The sequence below is a fragment of the Mycoplasma zalophi genome (genome assembly GCF_025486335.1).
Classification (GTDB): domain Bacteria; phylum Bacillota_I; class Bacilli_A; order Mycoplasmatales; family Metamycoplasmataceae; genus Metamycoplasma; species Metamycoplasma zalophi.
This window is the reverse complement of the sequence record NZ_JAOOPZ010000001.1, coordinates 170,903-194,657: the sequence shown is the minus strand read 5'-3', so window position 1 is coordinate 194,657 and position 23,755 is coordinate 170,903. Positions and strand designations below refer to the sequence as shown.

Here is a 23,755-nt window from a genome sequence, read left to right as displayed (position 1 = left end):
TATTGATCTATTATGAAGCAACATTTATTTCAGAAAGAATAACAACAATTTCTATATGTGGAGTCTGTGGAAACATATCAATCGGTTGAACAAAATCAATTTTATAATATTTACTTAAGTAAACTAAATCTCTAACTAACGTATGCACATTACAACTAATATAAGAAATTGTTTTTGGTGCTTGTTTAATTATTAAATCCATAAATTCACTTGTTAAACCTGATCTAGGGGGATCTACTGAAATTACATCGAATTTTATGTTTTGTTGATTTAATATTTTCATTTGTTTATCTATATCATTTGCATAAAATTCAATATTTTCTATTGCATTTATTTCTTGTGATTCTTTTGCATTATCAATTGCTTCTTTTACAATTTCAACGCCAATTACTTTTTTTGCTTTTTGAGCTAAAAAAGTAGTAATTGTACCTATTCCGCAATATGCGTCTAAAACAACATCTTCTTTAGTAATGTTTATTGCTTTTAACATTGCATTATAAAGTGTTATAGCTTGTTTTGCATTAACCTGAAAAAAAGAATTTCAATTCAACTTAAATTTAAAATCCCCTAATGTATCAATTAAATATTCTTTACCAAAAATAACTTTATAAAAATTACCAAGTAAATTATTTTTATTTTTCTTATCGTCAATATTGTGAATAATAGAAACAATTTCACTGATTTCATTTTCTAGTAAACTTAAAAATTTTAAAGGAAAAGGTTGTTTATTTTCAGTAACAAACACAACTTGAACTTGATTATTTTCTTTTGTTGCTCTTATCATTATTCTTTTAATTTTGTTTGAATATAAATTAAAAAAATTAATATTTTTACTTAAAAAATTAACAACCTTATTAATAGGATAAACAGCTAAATTATAATTTTCTTCTTCAATTAATGTGTGTGACATTTTTTCATATGTACCTAATTTATATTTGTTGTTTTTATTTTCAACAAATAAAACTACTTTATTTCTATAATTTCACTGATTTTCAGAAGGAATTATAGAATTTATGTTTTCATAATTTAGTTGTCTTTTAAACAAATAAGAAACAATGTTTTGTTTAAATTGTAGTTGATCTTCATATTTTAAAATACTTAAAGCATTATTTGAAACTGCTTTTAAGTTCAAATCATTGATCCTTTTTGGATTTTTTTTAATTAAATTAACAATTTTAGCAAATGCAAATTTAGAATTTACTTTAATTAACTCAATATCAGCTTCTTCATTTTCAAGCATTCCAAATACAAAAATAGAGTAATTTTCTTTTCTAATTACTCCTAATGCATCATAACTAAATTCTGTAGTTTTTTGATTTTTTAAAATTTGATTTAATTTATATTCCATATTATTTACCTAAACAGAAATTACTAAAAATTGTTGTTAGAAGATCATCAGGTGAGTCTTTACCTACAATGCTTCCTATATTTTTTCAAGCTTCTGTTATATCAACAACAATAACCTCTGGACCAAATCCATATTCTAAACCATTTAACGCTTCTTCTAAGTTTAATTTAGCTGATTTTATAGCAGCTAATTGTCTTGTATTGTAAATTAAATAATCGCTGTTTAAATCAATATCTTTGTAATTTTCAACAAGTGCTATTTCTAATTCTTCTAAATCATTATTTAATGCAGAAATTTTAATTTTGTTTTTGTCAGTAATTTTTGACAAATCATTTTTATTATAAACACGAATATATTTTTTAAATTTTGATGCTGCTTCTATTGCTAAATCTTCTTCATCAAGCTCTGAATTTGAATCTACAACATGAATTACTATTTCAGATGATTCTATGATTTGTTTTGCCTTTTCGATTCCGATTTGTTCGATTTTATCAGTAGTTTTTCTTATTCCTGCAGTATCAATTAATTTAAATAATATACCTTCAATTTGAAAACTCCCTTCAACTATATCTCTAGTTGTACCCGCTATATCAGTAACTATTGCTTTTGACTCTTTAATTAAAGCATTTAATAATGAACTTTTTCCAACATTAGGTTTTCCAACAATTGCTACATTAATACCTTCGTAAATTTTTGTCGCATTTTCTGATACTTTAATAATTTTGTTAATGTCATTAATTAATTCTTTTATTTTAGGTTTAACTAGTTCTGATGTAAGTTCTTCAACATCTGTAATTTCTGGATAATCTATATTTACTTCTAAATGACCAATTAAATATGTAATATCTATTAGAAAATTATTAATTAAATTAGAAAATTTATTATCAAATTTATTAATAGACATTTGCGCTTGTTTTGTTGTTTTTGCATGAATTAAATCATTTATTGCTTCAGCTTTTACTAAATCAATTTTTCCATTTAAATATGCTCTTCTACTAAATTCTCCAGGTTCAGCCATTCTTGCCCCATGTGATAATATTAATTCTAATATCATATTTGAAACAACTATACCACCATGACAATTTATTTCAACTGTATCTTCTCCTATATAATTATTTTTTCCAGGAAATCAAGCAACTAATACTTCATCAATAATTTGTTGATTATCTTTTATTAGACCAAATGTGATTTCTTTATTTTTCCCTTCTTTACCTGTAAAAATTTTTTTTATTATTTGTATTGCTTCAGGTCCTGCTATTCTAATTATTGAAATAGCTTGATTTACTTTCCCTGAACTTATTGCTGTTATTGTATCTCACATAATTTATATATTATATTATAAATAAATTAAAAATCCAGATAGGGGATGAAAAAAGAAAAAAGTTTTTTATTTTTAGTTTAATTAATAATAATAAGTTGTGTAATAAGTGTAAAAAATATAAAAAATAACTTATATATAGACATTTTTTTATTTAATAAAATGTTTATATTATGTCAATAACCTTTTTAAAATTAGTGTAAAAACCATCGCATCATATCAAAATGTCTAAAAAAGGTAAATAAAAAGCTAAAATTTATCAAAATCAATGTAAATAAAATGTCTATAAATAAATATTGACACTTTTTTACATAAAAGTTATTGACATCATATTTATATATAAACTATTATAATTAATGTATAAATATTTACAACAAAGGAGAAACTATGTCTGTTGCTATAATTGCGGAATATAATCCATTTCATAATGGACACATATATCAACTAAAACAAGCAAAAAAAATTTTTAAAGATCAAAAAATTTATATTATTTTAACCGATAACTACACACAACGCGGAGATTTTAATGTTTTAGATTTTGAATATAGAAAAGAATTAGCTTTAAAATATGGAGCAAATGAAGTTATAAAATTGGATTATAATTACAGCGCTCAAGCAGCACATATATTTGCAAAGGGAGCAATAGAATTAATTCATAAACATAAAATAGATAATGTTTTTTTTGGTTCAGAAACTGAAGATATTTCTGTGTTTGTTGAAGCTGCAAATGCAATAAAAAACAATATAGATCAATATAATAAAAATGTAAAAAAATGATTAAAACAAGGTTTTTCTTTTGTTAGATCTTCTTCTGAATCACTAAAAGAATTGATTGGGCAAGAATTTAAATTACCTAACGATATTTTAGGATTTGAATACGTAAAAGAAATTGTTTTTAATGATTATAAAATCACACCACACTGTATAAAAAGAACAATACCATTTCATTCTGATTTTACAAAAGAAGAATTTGCCAGTGCTTCTTATATTAGGGAACTTATTTTTGAGAATAAAGATTTTTCTCAATTTAGTCCGGTTATTATAAATAAGATGCCAGATAGACTAAAAAATCACTATAAAGAAATTCAAGAAATAATAAAAAATACCCCTGTTGAAATACTTAAAGAAATTAAAATGGTTTCAGAGGGAATGGAAAATTTATTTAAAAAACATATATATTTAGACACTTGAGAAGAATTCATTGAAGCTTGCACAAGTAGAAGATATACAAACTCAAGAATACAAAGAACATTGTTGCAAATCTATATATGGAGTAATAAACAACAAAATTAATTTAAAATAAAAAATAAAGATAAAAAATGGTTTTTTATTTTAAACACCAAAGCAAGGTACTGTGATATTTTAAATTTAAGTTTAACTGTTTTTTCATTACCACATCAACAAAAACAAAATCATTATGTCTTGAGTATTGTTTTATTGTAAGCACTGTATACATTTCTTATTTCCCTCTTTTTAAAATTTATTGTTATTTTTTCGCCTTTGTAATAATGAGGTCTATAAAAAATAGTTTAATACGCCAAAATACAAAGTACAAAGTATTCAAATGTTATAGAGGAAATTTATGCAAATGACACAAGACTACATGAATTAATGAATAAAAAATAAAGCCTAAAAATAGAAATGAAGAAGAAATTACAGGCTATAGATATGTGCTTGATATAATTAATGAAAATTATGAATACATCGAGTTTACAAAAAGTAATATATTAACACTTCATAATCAACTATATTCTTATTCTCATGCAAATTATAAAGGTAAATTTAAAACATCAGACAACATCATCATAGAAGCGGATTCATTTGGAAATAAAAAAACATGATTTGAACCTGTAAAAAGTTTTGACACAGAAAATTATATTGATAATATGATATTAGCTTACAAAGAAGCGATAAAAGTAAATATTTTTCCATTATTTTAATACCCACACTTATACATGATTTTTTATACATTCACCCTTTTGATGATGGTAATGGGGGAATGAGTAGAATGTTGATGCTTCTTTTACTTTATAAATTTCATTTTTTTGTTGGAAGATACATAAGTATAGAAATGCTTATTGAACAAACAAAAGACTCTTATTATTACGAATTACAAAAATCAAGCGAGAATTGACATAATAAAAATAATAAAATTCCTTTTATAAGATATGTGTTAGGTATTTTATTAAAAGCATATCAAGAATGTGATGAAATATTTAATTTAATTGGAAAAAAAATTAACTTCAGTAGAGATAATATTTTTTGTCTTTGAAAAATCATTAATTACTCTATCTAAAAAAGACATCATGATTTATGCCCAAAAATATCAAAAAGAACAATAGAGAGGACATTAAATGAATTGCAAAACATTAATAAGATAAAACAAGTTGGTAGAGGAAGAGCAACAAAATACATTAAAATATAATCAAAACCCTTAACTTAATGATTTTTAAATTTTTATAAAAAATTAAAAAGAACCAGTATTAAAACTGGTTCTTTGTTTTTTAATTAATAAACGTTTTTAATTTTTTCCATTGTTTCAAAAAGAGCTAATTCTATACTTTTTTCTCTTGAAGAGTGTCCTGCGGCTTCTATTATTTGTAAATTGCAATCATTTAAATGTTTAGATAGTTCATAAGCAGAAGAAACTCTACAGTCAACATCATAACGCCCATGAATTATTTCAATAGGAATATCTTTTATTTTATGAGCATTATTTAAAATTTGATTTTCTTCTATAAAACAATTATTAATAAAATAATGAGTTTCTAAAATGCTGAAATTTATTATATCTTGAGCATTTTCAATAGTATTTTTATTAGGTAAAAGTGTTATAACTGACATTTCTCAATCTGCTCATTGCTTAGCTGCTTCTACTGCTATATTTAGATCTTTGTTTTGGATGTGATCATAATAAAACTTAATTATTGAGGGTGTTGTGTTTTGATTGCTATATTGTTGAAATTTTTCATATTCTTTGGTAAAAAATACACTTGCACCATTGTTTCCATATAATCATTCTAAATCAGAATTTCTTGCTAAGAAAATACCTCTAAGCACCATGTGAATAACATTTTCTGGGTTTTTTTGTGCATAAAGAAGCGAAAGTGTTGTACCTCATGATCCACCAAAAATTATTCATTTATCGATGTTTAAGATTTTTCTAATATTTTCCATATCTTCTATTAGTAAATGAGTGTTGTTGTTTTTAATTTCTGCTGCTGGTAAACTTTTTCCGCATCCTCTTTGGTCAAATAAAATAACTTTAAATACTTCGGGGTCAAAAAATCTAGTATCTTCTGAAGTTGTACCACCACCAGGTCCTCCATGAACAAAAATAACAGGAATTCCATTTGGATTACCTGAAACTGAGTAATATATTTTGTGTTGGTTGCTATTTAAATAAAATTCTTGAAAATTATTGTGTTTATACATTTATATGTTTAGATACCCCCACACTAATTGAATCAATTCCTGCGTGGATCATAATTGAACTTGCCCCCAATGTATTAAATGCTGGATAAATATTATATGATTTAAAGGTTTCTGTTGCTATGTTAACTAATTCAGGATCACCTGTATTTATTATTCAGAAATTATAATCTTTTATTTTTTCTTCTCCTCCAATAAATAAAATAAGTTTTTCAATAGATTTATTTATTGCCGATTTAATTGATCTTTTTACAGTATCTGGAGAAATACCATCTTTATTTTTAATTATAGGAATTAATTTTAAACTTGTTAAAAGTAATTTTTGGTATTTTTTTAATCTCCCACTTTGAATTAATGTGTTTAAATTTGCTGGTATTATGTAATTTAAACTACTTTCATTATATTCTTCTAAAAACTTTATCATTTCATCTATAGAAGCATTTTCTTCATTCATTTTTAGTAATTTTTTACCTACCCAAACAAATTGATAAGCACAAAAATTATTATTAAAAATAGCTATTTTATCGCCGTAATTATTATTTTCTATTATTTTCTTTAAAAAATCATGTTCACTAGATAAATGACTGTTTAAAGGTAAGATAATTACCTGATCATATTTTTCATATCATTTTTTTAGTGATGTTTCCATATAAGCAAAAGGTGGTAATGAAGTTTTACATTCTAACCCATTTCTTAGTTGAACCAATATTTCAACATTAGAAGTTTCAATTCCTTCTAATTTATTAACACCACCTACATTTATCTGTAGTGGTAGAAACTCAAACCCAAAACCATTTGCTTCTTTTTCTGTAAAACCAGAAAAAGAATCTATAACAATACCTAATTTTTTCATTATTCTATCTCCTTTGAGTATAAGAAAATATTTAAATTTTTTCTTATTTTATAACCCTGTTTTGTTATGTCTAAATCCTCAAAAATAAATTTTACATTAGAATCTTTTGCAAAGTTTAGTAATCCAACTAAGTAACTAAAATTTTTTGATGTATCTAATGAAGAGGTAATTTTTTTTGTTAATACTACAAAATCTGCATTTATTTTTTGTATTAATTGAATAATATTATTATCCAAAGTAGCGACTCCAACGATAACATCTATTCCATATGTTTTTAAACTTAATGCTTTTGTATAAATTAAATCTAAATTATTTAAATTTTTTACAACTACCACAATTTTTATTTGATTAATTTTATCTATAAAGGATTTTTTAATTTCTTGTCCTGATAAGTATAAAAAATCATAATCTATTATTGGAAAAAAATAAATATTTGTATTATTTTCTATTTTTATATTAACAAATTTATCTAAAAAATTGTACTTTAAACCTGTGTTCTTTAAAACATAATTTGATTCTTGATTATTATTATCTATTTCAGGATAAATAAATTTTATATCAGAAGGTTTATTAAAAAACTCATAAACAGGTTTTTCAATGTATTTAATTACTCCTTTTTGCAATAAATTAGAAATTTTTTTGTAATTTCCTTCAAATTCCTCAACTCTTTCATTTGTTAAATGAGAATTATTTAAAATAATAACTTTAGATTCTTTTTTTGTTAAAAACTGCAAGTAATCTATTGAGTTAATATTGTTATCTAAATTAGAAATTTGAAAGTTAGAAGGAATAAAAATAATTCCGTTACATAATTTACTTAAAAACGACGCTTCAAAAATTTTTAACAATTTATAAAAATATTTATTCAATATATGTGTTTTTGTTAAGTTAACAGAAAGATAAATTATTGAATATTTAACAAAAATTTTATATTTATATTTTTTATTTAATTTTGTGCTTATAAATTTTAAAAATAAATCTTTTTTATGAATGTTTCTTTCTTTTAAATTAAAGAAAATTTTAAAAGAATTTTTTTCATTAGCTATATTGGTATAGTCATCAACATAAGTTAATTGCGCAGTTTTTTCTTTATATATTGATTGTCAATATAAAAGTGCAGCATTTTCTTCTTCTATATTAGTTGGACTTATAAGGGTTAATTGAATTTTATATTTTTTAGTCATTAAATTAATTGTTAAATCTTGTTTATTGTTGATTATTTCTTGAAAAAGTTTAGAAAGGTTGTTTTTATATGGCTCTAAAAATAAATCAGAAAATTCATCAAAAGAAAGTCATTTACCACTATTTAATTTTTCATTTTTTGTAAAGGGCATTAAGTTTATTGAACTTTTTTTATAAGATAATAATTTTATTCTTTTGTTTTTATAATCAATTGTTAAAGGAATAACGCCATAATTGTTTTTATGTTTATTTATATAAGCGAAAATTATGATACAAACAATTGTAAATAATATTAAAGTAAATATAAATATTAATATTTGAAAACTCACAATTAATCATCATCCTCATCAATGTATTTTTTAATAGGTGCTTGTGATTTAGAAAGCATTCTTTGAGAACCATCTATATCAAATTTAACTTCTATTACATCTCCCATAGAACTTAAAACCACACCCTTACCAAATTTAGAATGAACGATTTTATCACCTGCTATTATTTTTATATTTTCATTTATATCATCTGCAATGCTAAATGAATTTGCAATTCCTATCAATCTACCTGTACCTCTTACACCCGCTTCTTGTATAAATCTGCTTTCTTCATTATGTTTTGAGGTTGAAAAACTTACAAATAGTTTTTTCTTAGCTCTTGTTATAGCAACATATGCTAATCTTCTTTCTTCTTCAAGAAGTTCTGGATTTGCTAAAACAGCATTAGGTTTAGGTTTTGAAAACATTGATGGTTTTTCGCCTTGTGGTGCTATAGAACGATAATGTGGAAAAATGTTTTCAGCAAGTCCAGCAATAAATACATAATCGTATTCAAGTCCCTTTGCATTATGAACAGTCATTAATGAAACATATGAACTTACATCATCTTCCGGATCTCTATCAGTTATTAAAGTTATTTCTTGAAGATATTCATCAATTCCGCTATTTGGGTTTTTGTGTTCTCAATTTTCTATAGCTGCAATTAGTGATTTGAAGTTTTCAATTTTATTTTCTAATTCATCTTCTGTTAATTTTAAAGAACCAAAATAGTTTATTTTATGATAAATTAGTTCATATAAAACTTTGGAAATACCTGTTGTTTGAATTCTTCTTCTTGATCATCTAATGGCATTAATTAAATTAGCGATATTTTCGAGTGTGCTTCGATTTATTCCGGTTATTTTTTGTAATTCAACAAATCTAGATTCTAGTGTTGTTCACAAGTCTTCGTTGTATTTTGAAGCATATGTTAGCAGTTTTTGAATTGTTTCAGAACCTATTTTTCTTGAAGGTTTATTAATAATTCTTAATAGTGAAATTTCAGATCCATCGTGAATCACTCTTAAATATGCTAGAGCATCTTTTATTTCTTCTCTTTGATAAAATCTTATTGAACCAAAAACTTTATGGTTTGTATTTTCAAACATTAAAGCTTCTTCTATTGCTCTTGAATATGAGTTAGTTCTATATAAGATTGCAATGTTTTTTAGTTGAACTCTTTTACGTTTAAGTTCACCAATTTTTGCAGCAATTCATCTTGCTTCAGCTTCATCACTAAATCCACAGTAAAATTCAATATTTTCACCTTCTTCATTTTCAGTAAAAAGTCTTTTTTCAACTCTTAATATGTTTTTACTAATTAATTTATTTGCTGCTTCAATTATTTTTTTACTTGAACGATAATTTTGTTCTAGTTTAATAGTTTCTACATTTGAAAAATCTTTATCAAAATTAACAATTATGTTGATATCAGCATTTCTTCAAGTATAAATAGTTTGATCGGGATCACCAACAATTGTTATATTTTGATTTTTTGCTAAAACTTTAACAATATCATATTGAATTTGACTTGTATCTTGAAATTCATCAACAAGAATATAATCAAACATATTTTCTCATTTTTCTCTAATATTTTTGTATTGAGGGTCATAGAAAATTTGTCTTGTATATACTAATAAATCTGTAAAATCTAAAGAATGAGTGTTTTTTAAGTGGTTTTCGTATTCTTCGTAAATATAAGGTCTTAAATCTTTTTCTGAATGTTTTTTATTTAAAATTTTTTGTTCTTCTTCCGCTTCTTCTATTGCTTGAGTAGGAGTTTTTAATAGATTTTTTGCATTATCGATATAACTTAAAACACTTGAAGTACTGTATTCCTGCGAATCAATTCCTAATTTTCCATATATTAATCTTAAAATTTGTTTTTGATCCAATTCGTCTAAAATTTGAAAATCATTCGGGTAATTTATATTTGAAATCTCTCTTCTTAAAATTTTAGAACATAGTGCGTGAAATGTGGAGATTACGGGTTTTTCATATGTATTATCAATCATGTCTAAAGCACGTTCTCTCATTTCATTAGCTGCTTTATTAGAAAAAGTTACAGCTAATATTTTTGACGGTGAAATATTCATGTTTTTAATTAAGTGAGCAATTTTATAAGTCAGAACTCTGGTTTTTCCACTTCCTGCCCCTGCAATAAGTCTAAGTGGTCCCCTTGTGTGTAATACTGCTTGCTTTTGTTGATCATTTAATGAATCTATACTAAATTCATTTATTACTTCATTTTCCATAATTAGCTCCTTAATTTATAAAATTTATTTTTGGTAATATTCTTTTTTTGGGTTTTATATTATTGTTTTGTCAATCATCATCCTCTATTATTGTTTCGAATTTGTTTTTATATACTACAAAAGAATTTGAAAAACTATCATTTCAACTTATTCTTGAATTTTTAGCTGTTGTAATGATTAAAAAAGAATCCATAAAAGCCGTTACTGCGCTTAGTGTAAGAGGAATAGAAATAAATCCTCTTTGTGTAATGGTTAATTGATTTATCGTTTGTTTATTGAGTTTTGATGCTTCAATAAATGTTTCAGGGCTCACAAAAATAATAAATAAACACAAAACAATAATTCATAATCAAGCAAATAAAATTTGTCTTTGTAAAATCACATTATTTAATTTATATTTGTCTAAACTAGGAATAATTTTGAGTTTAGTGATTAACATTCCTATTGTTTGACCTTTTGAAATGATGGGAATAATTATTCAAATTAATAAAATATAAATAATTATTAAAACTATTCAAATGTAATAAAAATAGTTTTTATGAAAGTTTGCTATTTTTTTATCTATAACTAAAATAGAAGTTATTAATAAAAATCCAAAGAAAATAATAAAATCAATAATCATAGATAAGAATCTTCTTCAAAAAGAAGCTTTAATATTTTGTGTTTTTGTTTTTGACATTATAAGAATTTATAAAAAATATCATTTCAATTTTCTTCAACTTTATATTTTTCATCGACTAAACTTTGCAAATTTGTATATATTATGTATTTATTATTTTGATAAATTTCTTTATTTTTATAAATATTTTCAAGTTGCTCAATAAGAGCATCTTTTATTCCTTTTAAGTTAAGATTTTTTCCAAGTAATCTCATTTTTCAATATTTTATGTAACCTAAATAACCAGCTACAAAAATTTGATAGTTATAAAATTTACAAAATTCTCAAAGTTCTAAATTTGAATATTTTTTTTCAAATAAAGGCTGTAATAATTTTCATTCGTTTTTTAAGCTTTTTATATTTATATTTTGAGTTGTGTAATTTCAGTTATATGTTTCAATTTCGCTTGTGTAAAAATAAGTATTAGCAGATAAAAGAATTGAATAATTTATATCTACTGAATATTCTTTGTTTGCGCTTTTAAATATTTTTCAATTTGCAAAAATATCTGTAAGTAAATTAGTTTTTACAACTTTGTTAAACATAACTGGAGAACTAAACACAATTGGATTTTCATTTTTTGATAAATCATATATTTTATTTTCTAGTGGTTTAATTTTTTCATCATGTTTTACATAACCACGATACATTGCTCTAGTTTCAATAACATCGACTTTCTTTTCATTTAAAACATTTAAGATATTTTCAACTCAATTACCGTTTATTTCTGTATCAGGATAAAAAATAAATGAATATTCTTCGTTTGAATCTAATAAAGCTTCATAAATAACTTTATTGATTGATTGGTGTCTTGAATTTATTGTTATTAGAAAATTCTTATTTCCAAATAAATTTCTAATTTCATAAATTTCTTCTAAATGTTCAGATGAAGGATTGTCAATAATAATATGCAAATTAAAATTTTTATTTTTTTGTTCTAAAAGATTAGAGAGTGTTGTTTTTATGCTTTCTGTTGGATTGTATAAAGGTATTATTATATTTAATTTCATTATAACCCTACATTTTTAAATTTCCAGGAGTTCTAGGGTAAGGAATAACGTCTCTTATATTACTTATTCCTGTTACATACATAATTAATCTTTCAAAACCAATCCCAAACCCACTACTCATATAATCACCGTATCTTCTTAAATCTAAATATCATTGAAGAGGTTCAATATTCATGTTTAATTCTTGCATTCTACTTAGTAATTTATTGTAATCAGTTTCCCTTTGACTCCCACCTACTAATTCGCCAATACCAGGTACTAATAAATCAAAAGCAGCAACTGTTTTATTATCTGAGTTTTGATACATATAAAAAGCTTTAATTTGTTTTGGATAATTTATAACAGCAACTGGCCCTTTAATGTAATCATTTGCAAGGAATTTTTCATGTTCACTAGCTAAATCAATTCCAAATTCAAAATTTTGTTCTTCAAATTTATCTTTATTTTGTTTTAAAATCTCCAATGCATCTTTGTAATCAAGAATTTGTAATTTTGTTTCAATAAATTTGTTTAAATCTTCTAAAAGATTGCTTTTTACATTAGCTTCTAAATATGCAAATTCATTTGGTAATTTTTTAATTGTATTTTTAATCGAAGTTTTTAATAAATCATCTGCAAGATTTATGATCTTAGGTAAGTCATAAAATGCACATTCTGGTTCAATCATCCAAAATTCTGCAGCATGTCTTGATGTGTGTGAGTATTCAGCTCTAAAAGTTGGTGCAAATGTATAAACTTTTTTAAATCCTAATGCAAATGATTCTGCATGTAATTGACCAGTTACTCCTAGTGTTGCTTTTGCTTTAAAAAATTGTTCTGTGTTTTCATCATCTACAACAAATAATTCTCCAGCACCCTCACCATCATTTCCGGTTATGATTGGACTATTTACATACATAAAATCATTTTCAGAAAAATATTTGTGAATTTCTTGAGCTAAAGTTGATCTAATTAAAAATACTGTTCTAAGTAAATTTGTTCTATGTCTTAAATGTGGAATTTCTCTTAAAAAGTCTAATGTAATTTCTTTTTTTTGGATTGGATAGTCTTCATCAGATACACTTAAAAGTTTAAATTCTTCAGCCTGTAATTCAATAGGTTGTTTTGCGGTTTCTGTATATACTAATTTCCCCATTACATAAATTGCACTACCTAATCTTGCTGATTCAACTAAACCTAAATCTATATTTTCATTTTTTAAAACCACTTGTAAATTTTTAACTGAACTTCCATCATTAATTTCTAAAAAACGAATTTTTGTGTTTCCTCTATTGTTTGCAACTCATCCTTCGATTTTAAATGTTTGTCCATCAAATTTTGCTGGTGTTTCGTATATTTTTTTAACAGTCATAATACCTCTATTTGTTATTAATTTTCAAATTTATAAATAAATATTTATACTATAAAAATTTTACCAAAAATTTATTTTTTTAAAACCCTATATGCAAAATAACAAACTTATTTATGAAAAATACTAAAAATAACTAACCTAAATTTAAGTTAGTTACTATTTATAATTTCATATTTAAATTTATGATTTTTTGCAAATTCTTCAACATATTTATTATACTCATGAGTTTTTAGTGTTATGTCATTTATTTGTCAAAAAGCATTGTCTTTTATTTCTTTTATTGTTGAAGGAATTAAGACAAAATCTAAGTTTTTTAAGTTGTTAAACGTAAAGTCTTCAATCCTTGTAATTCCTTCATTTAAAATAATAGTTTTAATATTATCTTTAAATGAAATTTCTTGTCCTTGGAATTTCACTTTTGAATGTACAACTAAATCAGTTAAACCATTAGGAATTGATAACATTTGGCTAAAATTGTTGTTGTATAATACACCTTTATATGATGCGAGAGCAAAATTTCCCGATTCAACTTCTATACTTTTAATAAAAGGCGATTCAAATAATTCTTTTCCATCATTTAATGCTGTTGTTTCTTTAGGAATAACAATAAATTTTTCTTCAGAATTTTTAGGTGTCATTAACAGTTTTTTGAAGTTTTTGCTATACAATAAACCATTTTGTGAACTGAAAAAATTATTCTCTTTTGCTACTTCAAAGTTGTGTATTCCTCTTGTTCCTACATATTCAATATTTTTTACAAATCTAGGAACTCTTAGAGTATAAATTTTGTCATTATTTAAAATACTATCAGAAATATTTTCAACAATAATATCATTTAATTTATCGGGAATATTTGGATTATTTACTAATGAATCTTTTACTGATAAACCATTTCAATATTCGTATTTTATGTTGTCTTTTAAGTAATCTAAGCTTAACACACGTTCAACCATATGATCATTAGAAATTTCTTTTGCATCTAATCTAAAATATTTTTCACTTATAACTCCTCACGTAGCATCAGAGAAAAATCATTGTTTAGTTTCGGGGTCTAAAATAGCATTTCATTGATGCGCACCAGCTGAAGATCAACCAATAACCATTACAGTTTTAATATCTAATAAATCTAAAAAAGCTTTATATAAAATACTATAACCACCACAAACAGCATATAAATATTCTTTAACTAAAAAAGGATTTAATTTAGCTTGATTAGATTGTGTTGCATATCGAACATTTTTTCTAATTCAGTCAAAAACCAGTCTTATTTGTGTATTTTTGTTTTGTTCTCCTTTAATTATTGTTCCATGAAGAAAAGTATTTAATTTATTTTTTTGCTCTATTGTGTAATTATTTTCATTGAAATCATAGATATTATTTTTTGCTAAATCAATAAATTTTAAAGCTTGTGAATTAATGAATGTTCTTTCAGGATTGAAGTTATTATTTTGGTTGTTTGTTGATTTTTTAATAGCATCTAATTCAGGATAATTACTATAATCATTTTTGAAATTATTATCATCTTTTTTAACATTATTTTTATCAAAATTATCTGAATAATGTTCAGGTTGAGTGTCTTTTTGAGCAGATAAATCTGATTTTAGTTGTTTCATTTTTAAGAATTCATCGTGTAAAAAAGAGTAAGTTTGTTTATAGACATTTAATTCATGTTCATCATATTTAATTGGCTTTTTGAGTTCATCAAAATCTTCAATTATTTTATCTATTTCGTCTAATAAAAATTCATATTTATATTTTGTATTTTCTGCTTTAGACATTTGATATAAATTTAAAAAATTTTGTTGTTCATCAATAATTTTTTTGTATGAATTGTTTATTTTATTTACAAACTCATTATTTTCATCGTTTGAAGAATCATCATTATTTTCATAATCTATAGCTTCTATATTGTTATCTTTTTCATTGGTAGTTTCTGTCGATGATTGTTCTTGGTTTTCAGAATCTGTGTTTGATTCTGTATCTTTTTTTGTATTGTTTTGTGAATTTTCAGTTTCTGATAAATTATTATTAATATCTTTTTCGGATTCTTTTGTATTTTCTTCATTCATTACTTCTTCTGAATTTTCATTGTTAGTTTTTTCAGAATTATTATCTGAATTACTTTTATCTGAAGGTACTAATTTTAATGTATTTTTATCATTGGTTTTAGAATTATTGATAACAGCATAATATACACCCACAGAAGTAGTTGCAGCTACTATTGAAGCTAAAATACTTAATAATATTATTTTAGAAGATTTTTTCATATCACCACCTTATTAATTCATATTAAGTATATAGTAAATTATGTTTTTTCTTTTGATTAAGTTGCATAAAAAAACAGCCCCAAGGCTGTTTAAGAATTAATCAATTTTAATTTTTACTGATGGACCCATTGTAGCAGAAACTGTTAAGTTTAACATATATGTTCCTTTTACTGCCGCTGGTTTTAGACGTTTAATTGTGCTAATTAATGTTTGAGCATTTTCTGCTAAATCTTTTGTAGGCATTGATGCTTTACCAATTAATGAGTGAATAATTCCAGCTTTTTCTGCACGGTAATTTGCTTTACCTTTTTTAAGTTCTTCAACTGTTTTACCTGGTGTCATTGTTACAGTACCTGTTTTAGGGTTAGGCATTAATCCTTTTGGTCCTAATTTTTTACCATATTTTCCTAAAACTGCCATTATTTTTGGATCAGCTACTATAACATCAAAATCATATTTGTCTTGATTTAAAACTTCAGGAAGTTCAGATGCTGAATAAACATAATCTGCACCTGCTTCTTTGGCTTGTTGTTGAGCAGTAACATCATCTGTTGCTACTAAAACTTTAACTGTTTTACCTGTTCCGTGTGGAAGTACAACAGCTCCACGTAATTGTTGATCAGCTTTACGTGTATCAATATTTAATTTGATAGCAAGGTCGATTGAAGCATCGAATTTTGCATATGAAGCTTTTTTAGCTAATTCAATAGCTTCTTCTAATGAATAAACAGCATTTTTATCTACTAAAGCTCTTGCTTTTTGTAAGTTTTTTGAAATTTTTTTCATTAGTTAACTCCTTCTTCTGCAGGGTAACCTTCGATTTTAATTCCCATATTTTTTGCTGTTCCTGCTATTTGTTTCATTGCAGCTTCTAAATCGTCAGTGTTTAAGTCTGGTAATTTATATTCTGCTATTTGTTTTAATTGATCAACTGTTATTGTTGCAACAACTTCTTTTTTAGAATTATGTGCTCCTGTGTTAATTTTAGCTGCTTCTTTTAATTTGTATGAAGCTGGTGAAGTAAATATTTTAAAATCAAATGATTTGTCTTTATATACTCAAATTTTAACAGGGACAGGTTCACTTCCTCTATCTCTTGTTGCATCATTAAATTGTTTTGTGAATTCAGGCATTACAATTCCTAAACCAGCTAATGCAGGACCAGGTTTTGCTTGTCCAGCATTAAATTGTAGTTTAGCAATTCTTACTAATTCTTTAGCCATAAAATTTTCCTTTCAAAAATTGTGGTGCAAATGATTTACTATTATAAATCTCCCACTTGCTAGAGGCAATTAATAAATTGCATAAAAATTATATCAAAAAGTTTGATTTATAAAACCATTTAATTAAAATTAAAATAAAATTTATTTTTATACTCAAAAGTAAAACAAAATTACTGAATTTTAAATAAAAAAACAAAGTTACGTTTTATAACTTTGCATTATTTTTTTTATTTCAGTATTCAACGACAAATTTTTCATACTCGTCTTTTTTTGTAATCTCGTAATTACTTAAATCTAAATTTAAATACACATCGCCATTAAAACTCTCTTTTATTCTAGAAATAATTAATTCATCTGCATATTGATAATAATGCTCATAAACAAATTTTCCACCAGCAATAAATAAAGTTTCTTCGCTATTTTTATATTCATTAAATAAGTTAAAAAGTTGTTGTTCATTGTTTATTATTTTATCTGCTTTATCTATGTTTACATCAGATAAAACAAATATTTTTCTTGATGATAATGGTGGTAAAGAAAGAAAAGTGTTTTTACCAAAAATCAGTGCGTGATTCAGTGTTTTTTGTTTAAAATGTTTCAGTTCTTCTGATATTTTTCAAGGAAGCTTTGTACCGCTTCCAATCAAATTATTTTTATCCATTGCAACAATTAATTTAATCATTACACAGCCACCTTTGCTTTTATAGTTGGTCAAAATTCATAGTCTTCTAATTTTATATCTTCAAATTTAAAATCAAATATATTCTTGATATTTGGATTTAACTTAACTTTTGGTAATTTTTTAGGTTCTCTTTGAATTTGTAAATTCACCTGTTCTAAATGATTTAAATAAATATGTGCATCTCCTATTGTGTGAATAAATTCACCAACTTTTAAATCACATACTTGTGCAACCATCATTAAAAGTAAAGAATAAGAAGCTATATTAAAAGGTACGCCTAAAAATAAATCTCCACTTCTTTGGTATAGTTGCAGCGAAAGTTCTTTATTTTCATTAACATAAAATTGAAAAAATGCATGACATGGAGGTAAAGTCATTTTATCAATTTCAGCAGGATTTCATGCACTTATTATATGTCTTCTTGAAAATGGATTGTTTTTTATATCTTCTATTAATTTTTTGATCTGATCAAATCCAAAAAAATTGCGCCATTGTTTTCCATAAACAGGACCAAGATTACCAAATTTGTTTGCAAAATCCTTGTTCTCTTTAATTTTTTGTGTAAATTCTTTAATTGATTCACCATTATATTCTGAAGAGTTTTTAAAATTTTCATAAGGTCATTCATTTCATATATTTACATTGTTATCTACTAAATATTTAATGTTTGTATCACCTTTTAAAAATCAAAGCAATTCAACGACAATCGATTTTCATGCCATTTTTTTAGTTGTTAAAAGAGGAAATCCCCTTTTTAGATCATATCTTGTTTGTGTTCCAAAATAACTTACTGTTCCGGTATTTGTTCTATCATCTTTTTTTATACCTTTTGTTTTTACCAAGGCTAAAAGTTCTAAATATTGTTTCATATATTTCCCTTATTTTTTTCTTATATTATTAATGATAATAAAAAAAGAATAAAAAAAGTTATTAAGTCTTTTTTTATTCTAGATCATCTGATTCTTCAGATTTAACTTTTATTTTTTTTACATCACTTACTAGTTTTTTTCCCAAAATATCTTCTACATTTCTATTAAATTTATCTGCTTGTTTTAGAGCTACATCTATTTTATCAATTGAATCTTGATTGTATTTTCTAATATTAGCTAGATTCTTATATAAATTTTGGAAATTAGTTTTTATATTTTCTAAATATCCAATTATTTTGTGAGCATCTTTAGATATTTGTGCTTGCTTATATAATAAGTGTGCACAATTTAATGCCGAAACTATTGCTGATGGTCCAGCAGGAATTATTTTATAATTTCTTCATAATTGTTCAACTAATTCATTATTATCATATACAAATCCATGTAGTCCTTCAGAAGGTAAAAACATAATAGCATAATCTAATGTGATATTTGGTACTATATATTTTTCTGATATTGATTTAGCCTGTTGCTTAATTGTATCAATTAAATTTTTCTTATTTAAATAACTTTGATCATCTATATATTTTCTATAAAGTTCTAAATTAAATTTTGAATCAACAGGAAGTCAAAGTGATTCATTACTTTTATCAAAAATTTTGACTGCAAAATCTACTTTGTTATCATTTTTTGGGTTAATATTAAATTGTTTTTGAAAAAGTTCAGTAGAAGTTCCAAAAATTTCATTTAAAATATTTTCTAAGTTAATTTCACCAACTTGGCCATATAACTTTGCATTTGTGAAAGTCTTATTTAAAGTCATAACTGAACTTTGAATGGTTTCAAATTTAATTAAACTGCCATTTAGTTCATTCATTCTTTTTGCTATTTCTGAAAAATGTGTATTTAATTTTTCATTTATATCTTTTGATAATTTTTCTTCAAAAGTTTTATTAATATCTTTTAAACCACTTTCAATTGAATTATTAAAGTTTTTTGTAATGTGTTCCAATTTATCTAAAACTTGATTTGTAAGTTTTTCAATTTGCTCTGTGTTATCTTTTAAAATTTTTTCTTTTATTTCATTGAAATTTTTATTAAGACTTTGAAACTCATTACTAAATGTTTCTTTTCAGTGAAAAACGTTATCATTAATATTTTTGATTGTTTTATCATTTGAAGAAATATTGTTTGAAATTTTTTCAGCTAAGCTACCATTTGTTTTTAAAATTTCTTCTTTTAGTTTTTCAACTTTAGTGTTTAAATCATTTAAATTTTCTTTTAGTAAATTATTATCGTGATTTTTATTTAAAACTCTTGCCTTAATGTTTTTAATTTCTCAAAAAACATAGCAAAATGTGACAACAACACTAATTAAAACTAATATAAGTAGTACTATTGAAGCTAATTGCATTATTTAATCAATTCTTTACCAAAATAAGGAACTAATACTTTAGGAATTGAAATTGTTCCATCTTCATTTTGATAATTTTCTAAAATAGCAGCCACAACACGATCAATTGCAAGTCCACTACCATTTATAGTGTTTGCGTATTGAATTTTATTGTCATTATCACGGTATCTAATCATTGATCTTCTGGCTTGAAAATCAAAGAAAACAGAAATTGAAGAAGTTTCACGGTATTTTTGTTCACTTGGAATTCATAATTCTAAGTCAATTGTTTTAGCTGAACTAAAACCAATATCTCCTGTGCATAATGAAAGTTCTCTAAAAGGAATTTCTAATAATTTTAAAATACTTTTGGCATCTTCAACTGTGTCGTAGAAATCTTGTAAAACATTTTCATTATTTGACAATTTTACAAGTTCTACTTTATGAAATTCATGTTGTCTGATTAATCCACGAGTATCTTTACCACCACTTCCTGCTTCAGAACGAAAACACTTAGTGTATGCAACAAATTTCTTAGTTTTTGATAAGTCAATAATTTCTTGATTGTGATAATTTGTAACAGGAACTTCTGCAGTAGGTATTAATCATAAATCTTCATTTTCTAATTTATATAAATCTTCTTTAAATTTAGGAAGTTGTCCTGTGCCAATTAACATTTTTGAGTTAACTAAATGTGCTGGCATTAATTCTTCATAATCATTGCTTATATGGGTATCTAACATAAAGTTTGTAAGAGCTCTAACTAATTTAGCTCCATCTTTTTTGTATAAAACAAAACGACTTTCTGCTAATTTTACTGATCTTTCAAAATCCACTATATCTAAATCTTTTGCAATTTCATAGTGAGGTTTTACGTTTTTTACTAAACCTCTTCCTAGTGTTGGATATTCATTAATTACAACGTTTTCATCTTCACTTTTACCAACAGGCACATCATGATAAGGAATATTTGGAATGCTTAGAGCAAGTTGTTCTACTTGTTCATTTAAAGAATTTAATTCAATACTTTCTTTTTCAATTAATGTTTTAATTTCATTTACTTTTTCTAAAACTTTATCAACCGGTTTTTTATTTCTTTTTAAAATTCCAATTTCTTCACTAAATTGATTTCTTTGCGCTTGAAGTTGCTCTACTTCAAAAGTTTTTTTGTTTCTTTTTGTAACAAAATCAATTAATTTTAGCACTTCATTTGTGTCGAAATTTCTATTTTTTAAACCTTCTATTGCTTTATCTTGATTTTGTAATAATCATTTTAGATCTAACATAATTTACTCCTGACTTACGTAATATCTTTATATTATACTTTTATAAGTATAGAAAATTTTCAAAATGAATTAAAAACAAAAAATTAACGATTTAATAGGATGCATTTTTTGTCATTATTTAGTATGTTTTAGTTTAAAATTTAATAATATATGTCAACAATAGTTAAAGGAAAATTTACAAAAGAGATATTTTTATCAAATGATGGTAATTTTAGATTAACGGGTTTTAATGTTAGTCAAGTCATTGAACAAGATAATAATTTTGTTTTAAATAAGTTTAAAAGTATCTCTCTACGTACCGAAAAATACACAATTGAATACAATAAAATTTATAAAATTACCTTAATTGATTTAAAAAATCCACGGTACCCAAGTACATACGGAATAGAAAATATTGAAGAAACAAATGATATAGACAAGGCTTATATTTTAAAATTTTTATCATCTAGTGCTTATAAGGGAATTGGTCTTATTAAAGCTCAACAAATTATAGAAACTTATGGTGTAGATGTTTTAGACCAAATTAAAGATAAGAAATTAACTCATGTAGATTTAAATATTTCATCTGAAACATATGAAAATTTGTGTAATGATTTAAAAAATAATGAAGCTGCAACTAAATTGCGTTTGTTTATTTATGAGTGTGGATTAAGTGATATATTTTATGGAAAATTAATTCAAGCATGCCCAGCAAGTCAATTTTATAAAAAATATTCAGACAATCCATGGCCACTTTATTTTGAACTTGAAAATATTTCATTTAATGACATTTTAAAAATTGCCATTAAATTAAATAAAGAAGATTTGCCTGAACGAAATCAAATTCTTATTTTTGACATTTTAAATAATTATTTATTTGATTCTGGAAATACAAAAATTCCTATTGCAAATTTATTAATGGAAGTAAGAAAAAAAGACTCAAATCTATCACAAAACGATTTTTTTGATGCTTTAGAAAAATTAATTGAAACAAAAAAAATTATAAAATTAAATAGTTTATTTGTTGAACCTATGTGGCTATATGAACAAGAAAAATATATAATTTTAAGATTAAAATATTTAATAAAAAATGGTGATAGAAACCCAATTAAAATTAAAACAAATAAATTAGATAGTGTGCAAAAACAAGCAGTAGAATTAGCGTTAAAAGACCCACTAAGTTTAATAACCGGAGCTCCTGGAACAGGAAAAACATTGGTAACGAATGAAATTATTAAACAACTTAGAAAACAATACAGTGAAGAAGAAATAGCAGTTGTAACACCAACCGGTAGAGCTACAATAAATATAAATAAACATAACATTATAAAAGCATCAACAATTCATTCTTTATTAAAATGAGATACAGAAGGCGGACATTTTGGAGCAAAAGAAGAGTCATTGAGCGTTAAAGTTTTAATAATTGATGAATTTTCAATGGTATCTACTGACTTGTTTTATTATTTGTTATTTGCACTAAATCGTTATGATCTTAAAAAAATTATATTAGTTGGTGATAAAGATCAATTGCCAGCAATTGGTTCAGGTTATTTAATTAATGATTTTATAAAAAATGAAATTACTAAGACAATATATCTTGAAAAAAATTATCGTCAAAATGAAAATTTTGAAATTATTGAAGATGCCAAAAAAATTAATGATTCAGAAATACCTAAATTTAAAGGAAATAGATCATCTTTTATTGAGGTTGAATCTAGCCAACTTGCAAATATAATAATTAATAAAATTGAAGAACTTCATAATAAAGGATATACAAAAAAAGATATTGCGATTTTAAGTCCTATATATAGATATCAAACTGGAATTGATAATTTAAATGAAAAAATTCAAGATTTTTATAAAACATTAGAAAATCAAAAACCATACAAAATATTTAATAGAACTGTTTATATAAATGATAAAGTCATTAATTTGGAAAATGACCCAAATAAAAATATTTTTAATGGTGAAATTGGTTATATTGAAAAGATTTCACAAACTAATGCAAATTCAGGGCAAATTTTATTTATTTTTGTAGTTTTTGAAGGCGGTAAAACAATAAGTTATACGCCATCTGAGTTTGTTAAAAAAACAATGCTAGCATATTGTACATCAGTACATAAATACCAAGGCTCAGAAAGTGAAATAGTTTTAACTGTATTATTTAATGAAGCAAAAAATCTTTTAAGCAAAAAATTAATTTATACTGCAATAACAAGAGCTAAATCTTATTCTATTATTTATGGACAAAAGTCTGCGCTTGAAATAGGAATAAAAAATGATAAAGATTCAAGAAGAAGCACTTCTATTCAAAAACTTTGAGAAAAATTATAAAGGAGTA

General features: G+C 24.3%; 20 protein-coding genes and 1 pseudogene. 5 read left to right on the top strand and 16 right to left on the bottom strand.

Translation table 4 applies throughout. The features are described 5' to 3' along the window. Nucleotides 1-10 precede the first annotated feature (10 nt). Complete coding sequence (rlmD, locus tag N8G13_RS00825) at nucleotides 11-1,348, bottom strand: 23S rRNA (uracil(1939)-C(5))-methyltransferase RlmD (RefSeq protein WP_262289057.1); 1,338 nt, start codon at nucleotides 1,346-1,348, stop codon at nucleotides 11-13. Between the two features lies 1 nt (nucleotide 1,349). Next, on the bottom strand, nucleotides 1,350-2,669 hold the full coding sequence (gene mnmE / locus N8G13_RS00820) for a tRNA uridine-5-carboxymethylaminomethyl(34) synthesis GTPase MnmE (protein ID WP_262289056.1): 1,320 nt from the start codon (nucleotides 2,667-2,669) through the stop codon (nucleotides 1,350-1,352). Nucleotides 2,670-3,053: 384 nt separating this feature from the next. On the opposite strand from mnmE, the gene N8G13_RS00815 reads away from it, so the two are divergent. The 4 genes and pseudogenes from N8G13_RS00815 to N8G13_RS00805 all read left to right on the top strand — a co-directional run bounded on the left by N8G13_RS00815 (nucleotide 3,054) and on the right by N8G13_RS00805 (nucleotide 4,962). Then, entirely contained in the window at nucleotides 3,054-3,959 is a 906-nt protein-coding gene (locus N8G13_RS00815; protein ID WP_262289055.1) for a nucleotidyltransferase, read from the top strand. Nucleotides 3,960-4,336: 377 nt separating this feature from the next. Continuing rightward, on the top strand, nucleotides 4,337-4,606 hold the full coding sequence (locus tag N8G13_RS00810) for a hypothetical protein (RefSeq protein ID WP_262289054.1): 270 nt from the start codon (nucleotides 4,337-4,339) through the stop codon (nucleotides 4,604-4,606). Beyond that, nucleotides 4,597-4,650 (top strand): annotated as a pseudogene (locus N8G13_RS03325) (hypothetical protein); the annotation flags it as partial. The gene N8G13_RS00810 and the pseudogene N8G13_RS03325, both read left to right, overlap by 10 nt. A gap of 15 nt (nucleotides 4,651-4,665) precedes the next feature. Then, nucleotides 4,666-4,962 carry a hypothetical protein gene (locus N8G13_RS00805; RefSeq protein ID WP_262289053.1) on the top strand — a complete coding sequence of 99 codons (297 nt, stop codon included), beginning with the start codon at nucleotides 4,666-4,668 and terminating at the stop codon, nucleotides 4,960-4,962. A 212-nt stretch (nucleotides 4,963-5,174) separates the two neighbouring features. On the opposite strand, the gene pip is transcribed toward N8G13_RS00805, so the two are convergent. The 14 genes from pip to serS form a co-directional block, all read right to left on the bottom strand. Beyond that, nucleotides 5,175-6,101: a prolyl aminopeptidase gene (gene pip / locus N8G13_RS00800; RefSeq protein WP_262289052.1), complete on the bottom strand. Its 927-nt coding sequence runs from the start codon at nucleotides 6,099-6,101 to the stop codon at nucleotides 5,175-5,177. After that, on the bottom strand, nucleotides 6,094-6,951 hold the full coding sequence (locus N8G13_RS00795) for a DegV family protein (RefSeq protein ID WP_262289051.1): 858 nt from the start codon (nucleotides 6,949-6,951) through the stop codon (nucleotides 6,094-6,096). The genes pip and N8G13_RS00795 overlap by 8 nt, the downstream gene beginning before the upstream one ends. Then, nucleotides 6,951-8,462, bottom strand: a complete 1,512-nt coding sequence (locus tag N8G13_RS00790; RefSeq protein ID WP_391510154.1) for an MHO_4530 family protein — start codon at nucleotides 8,460-8,462, stop codon at nucleotides 6,951-6,953. The genes N8G13_RS00795 and N8G13_RS00790 overlap by 1 nt, the downstream gene beginning before the upstream one ends. 2 nt (nucleotides 8,463-8,464) lie before the next feature. After that, nucleotides 8,465-10,696 carry an ATP-dependent helicase gene (locus N8G13_RS00785; protein WP_262289049.1) on the bottom strand — a complete coding sequence of 744 codons (2,232 nt, stop codon included), beginning with the start codon at nucleotides 10,694-10,696 and terminating at the stop codon, nucleotides 8,465-8,467. Nucleotides 10,697-10,706: 10 nt separating this feature from the next. Further along, on the bottom strand, nucleotides 10,707-11,375 hold the full coding sequence (locus N8G13_RS00780) for an RDD family protein (RefSeq protein WP_262289048.1): 669 nt from the start codon (nucleotides 11,373-11,375) through the stop codon (nucleotides 10,707-10,709). After that, nucleotides 11,375-12,364, bottom strand: a complete 990-nt coding sequence (locus tag N8G13_RS00775; protein ID WP_262289047.1) for a glycosyltransferase family A protein — start codon at nucleotides 12,362-12,364, stop codon at nucleotides 11,375-11,377. The genes N8G13_RS00780 and N8G13_RS00775 overlap by 1 nt, the downstream gene beginning before the upstream one ends. A 7-nt stretch (nucleotides 12,365-12,371) precedes the next feature. Further along, the gene (gene asnS / locus N8G13_RS00770; protein ID WP_262289046.1) at nucleotides 12,372-13,715 is read right to left on the bottom strand and encodes an asparagine--tRNA ligase; all 1,344 of its coding nucleotides are present in this window, start codon (nucleotides 13,713-13,715) and stop codon (nucleotides 12,372-12,374) included. Between the two features lie 149 nt (nucleotides 13,716-13,864). After that, on the bottom strand, nucleotides 13,865-15,982 hold the full coding sequence (locus N8G13_RS00765) for a transglutaminase domain-containing protein (RefSeq protein ID WP_262289045.1): 2,118 nt from the start codon (nucleotides 15,980-15,982) through the stop codon (nucleotides 13,865-13,867). A 96-nt stretch (nucleotides 15,983-16,078) separates the two neighbouring features. Further along, nucleotides 16,079-16,768: a 50S ribosomal protein L1 gene (gene rplA, locus N8G13_RS00760; protein ID WP_262289044.1), complete on the bottom strand. Its 690-nt coding sequence runs from the start codon at nucleotides 16,766-16,768 to the stop codon at nucleotides 16,079-16,081. Continuing rightward, complete coding sequence (gene rplK, locus N8G13_RS00755) at nucleotides 16,768-17,205, bottom strand: 50S ribosomal protein L11 (RefSeq protein ID WP_216535895.1); 438 nt, start codon at nucleotides 17,203-17,205, stop codon at nucleotides 16,768-16,770. The genes rplA and rplK overlap by 1 nt, the downstream gene beginning before the upstream one ends. A 205-nt stretch (nucleotides 17,206-17,410) precedes the next feature. After that, nucleotides 17,411-17,887, bottom strand: coding sequence for a dihydrofolate reductase (locus N8G13_RS00750; protein WP_262289043.1), 477 nt, complete (start codon nucleotides 17,885-17,887; stop codon nucleotides 17,411-17,413). Then, nucleotides 17,887-18,756: a thymidylate synthase gene (locus N8G13_RS00745; protein WP_262289042.1), complete on the bottom strand. Its 870-nt coding sequence runs from the start codon at nucleotides 18,754-18,756 to the stop codon at nucleotides 17,887-17,889. Before N8G13_RS00745 ends, N8G13_RS00750 begins: the two co-directional genes overlap by 1 nt. A 73-nt stretch (nucleotides 18,757-18,829) precedes the next feature. Further along, nucleotides 18,830-20,170, bottom strand: coding sequence for a DNA recombination protein RmuC (gene rmuC / locus N8G13_RS00740; protein ID WP_262289041.1), 1,341 nt, complete (start codon nucleotides 20,168-20,170; stop codon nucleotides 18,830-18,832). Then, nucleotides 20,170-21,435: a serine--tRNA ligase gene (gene serS / locus N8G13_RS00735; protein ID WP_262289040.1), complete on the bottom strand. Its 1,266-nt coding sequence runs from the start codon at nucleotides 21,433-21,435 to the stop codon at nucleotides 20,170-20,172. Before serS ends, rmuC begins: the two co-directional genes overlap by 1 nt. A 150-nt stretch (nucleotides 21,436-21,585) precedes the next feature. Here serS and N8G13_RS00730 point away from each other — a divergent pair, with 150 nt between their 5' ends. Next, a complete protein-coding gene (locus tag N8G13_RS00730; protein WP_262289039.1) occupies nucleotides 21,586-23,748 on the top strand; it encodes an AAA family ATPase in 2,163 nt (720 codons plus the stop codon). Nucleotides 23,749-23,755 lie beyond the last annotated feature (7 nt).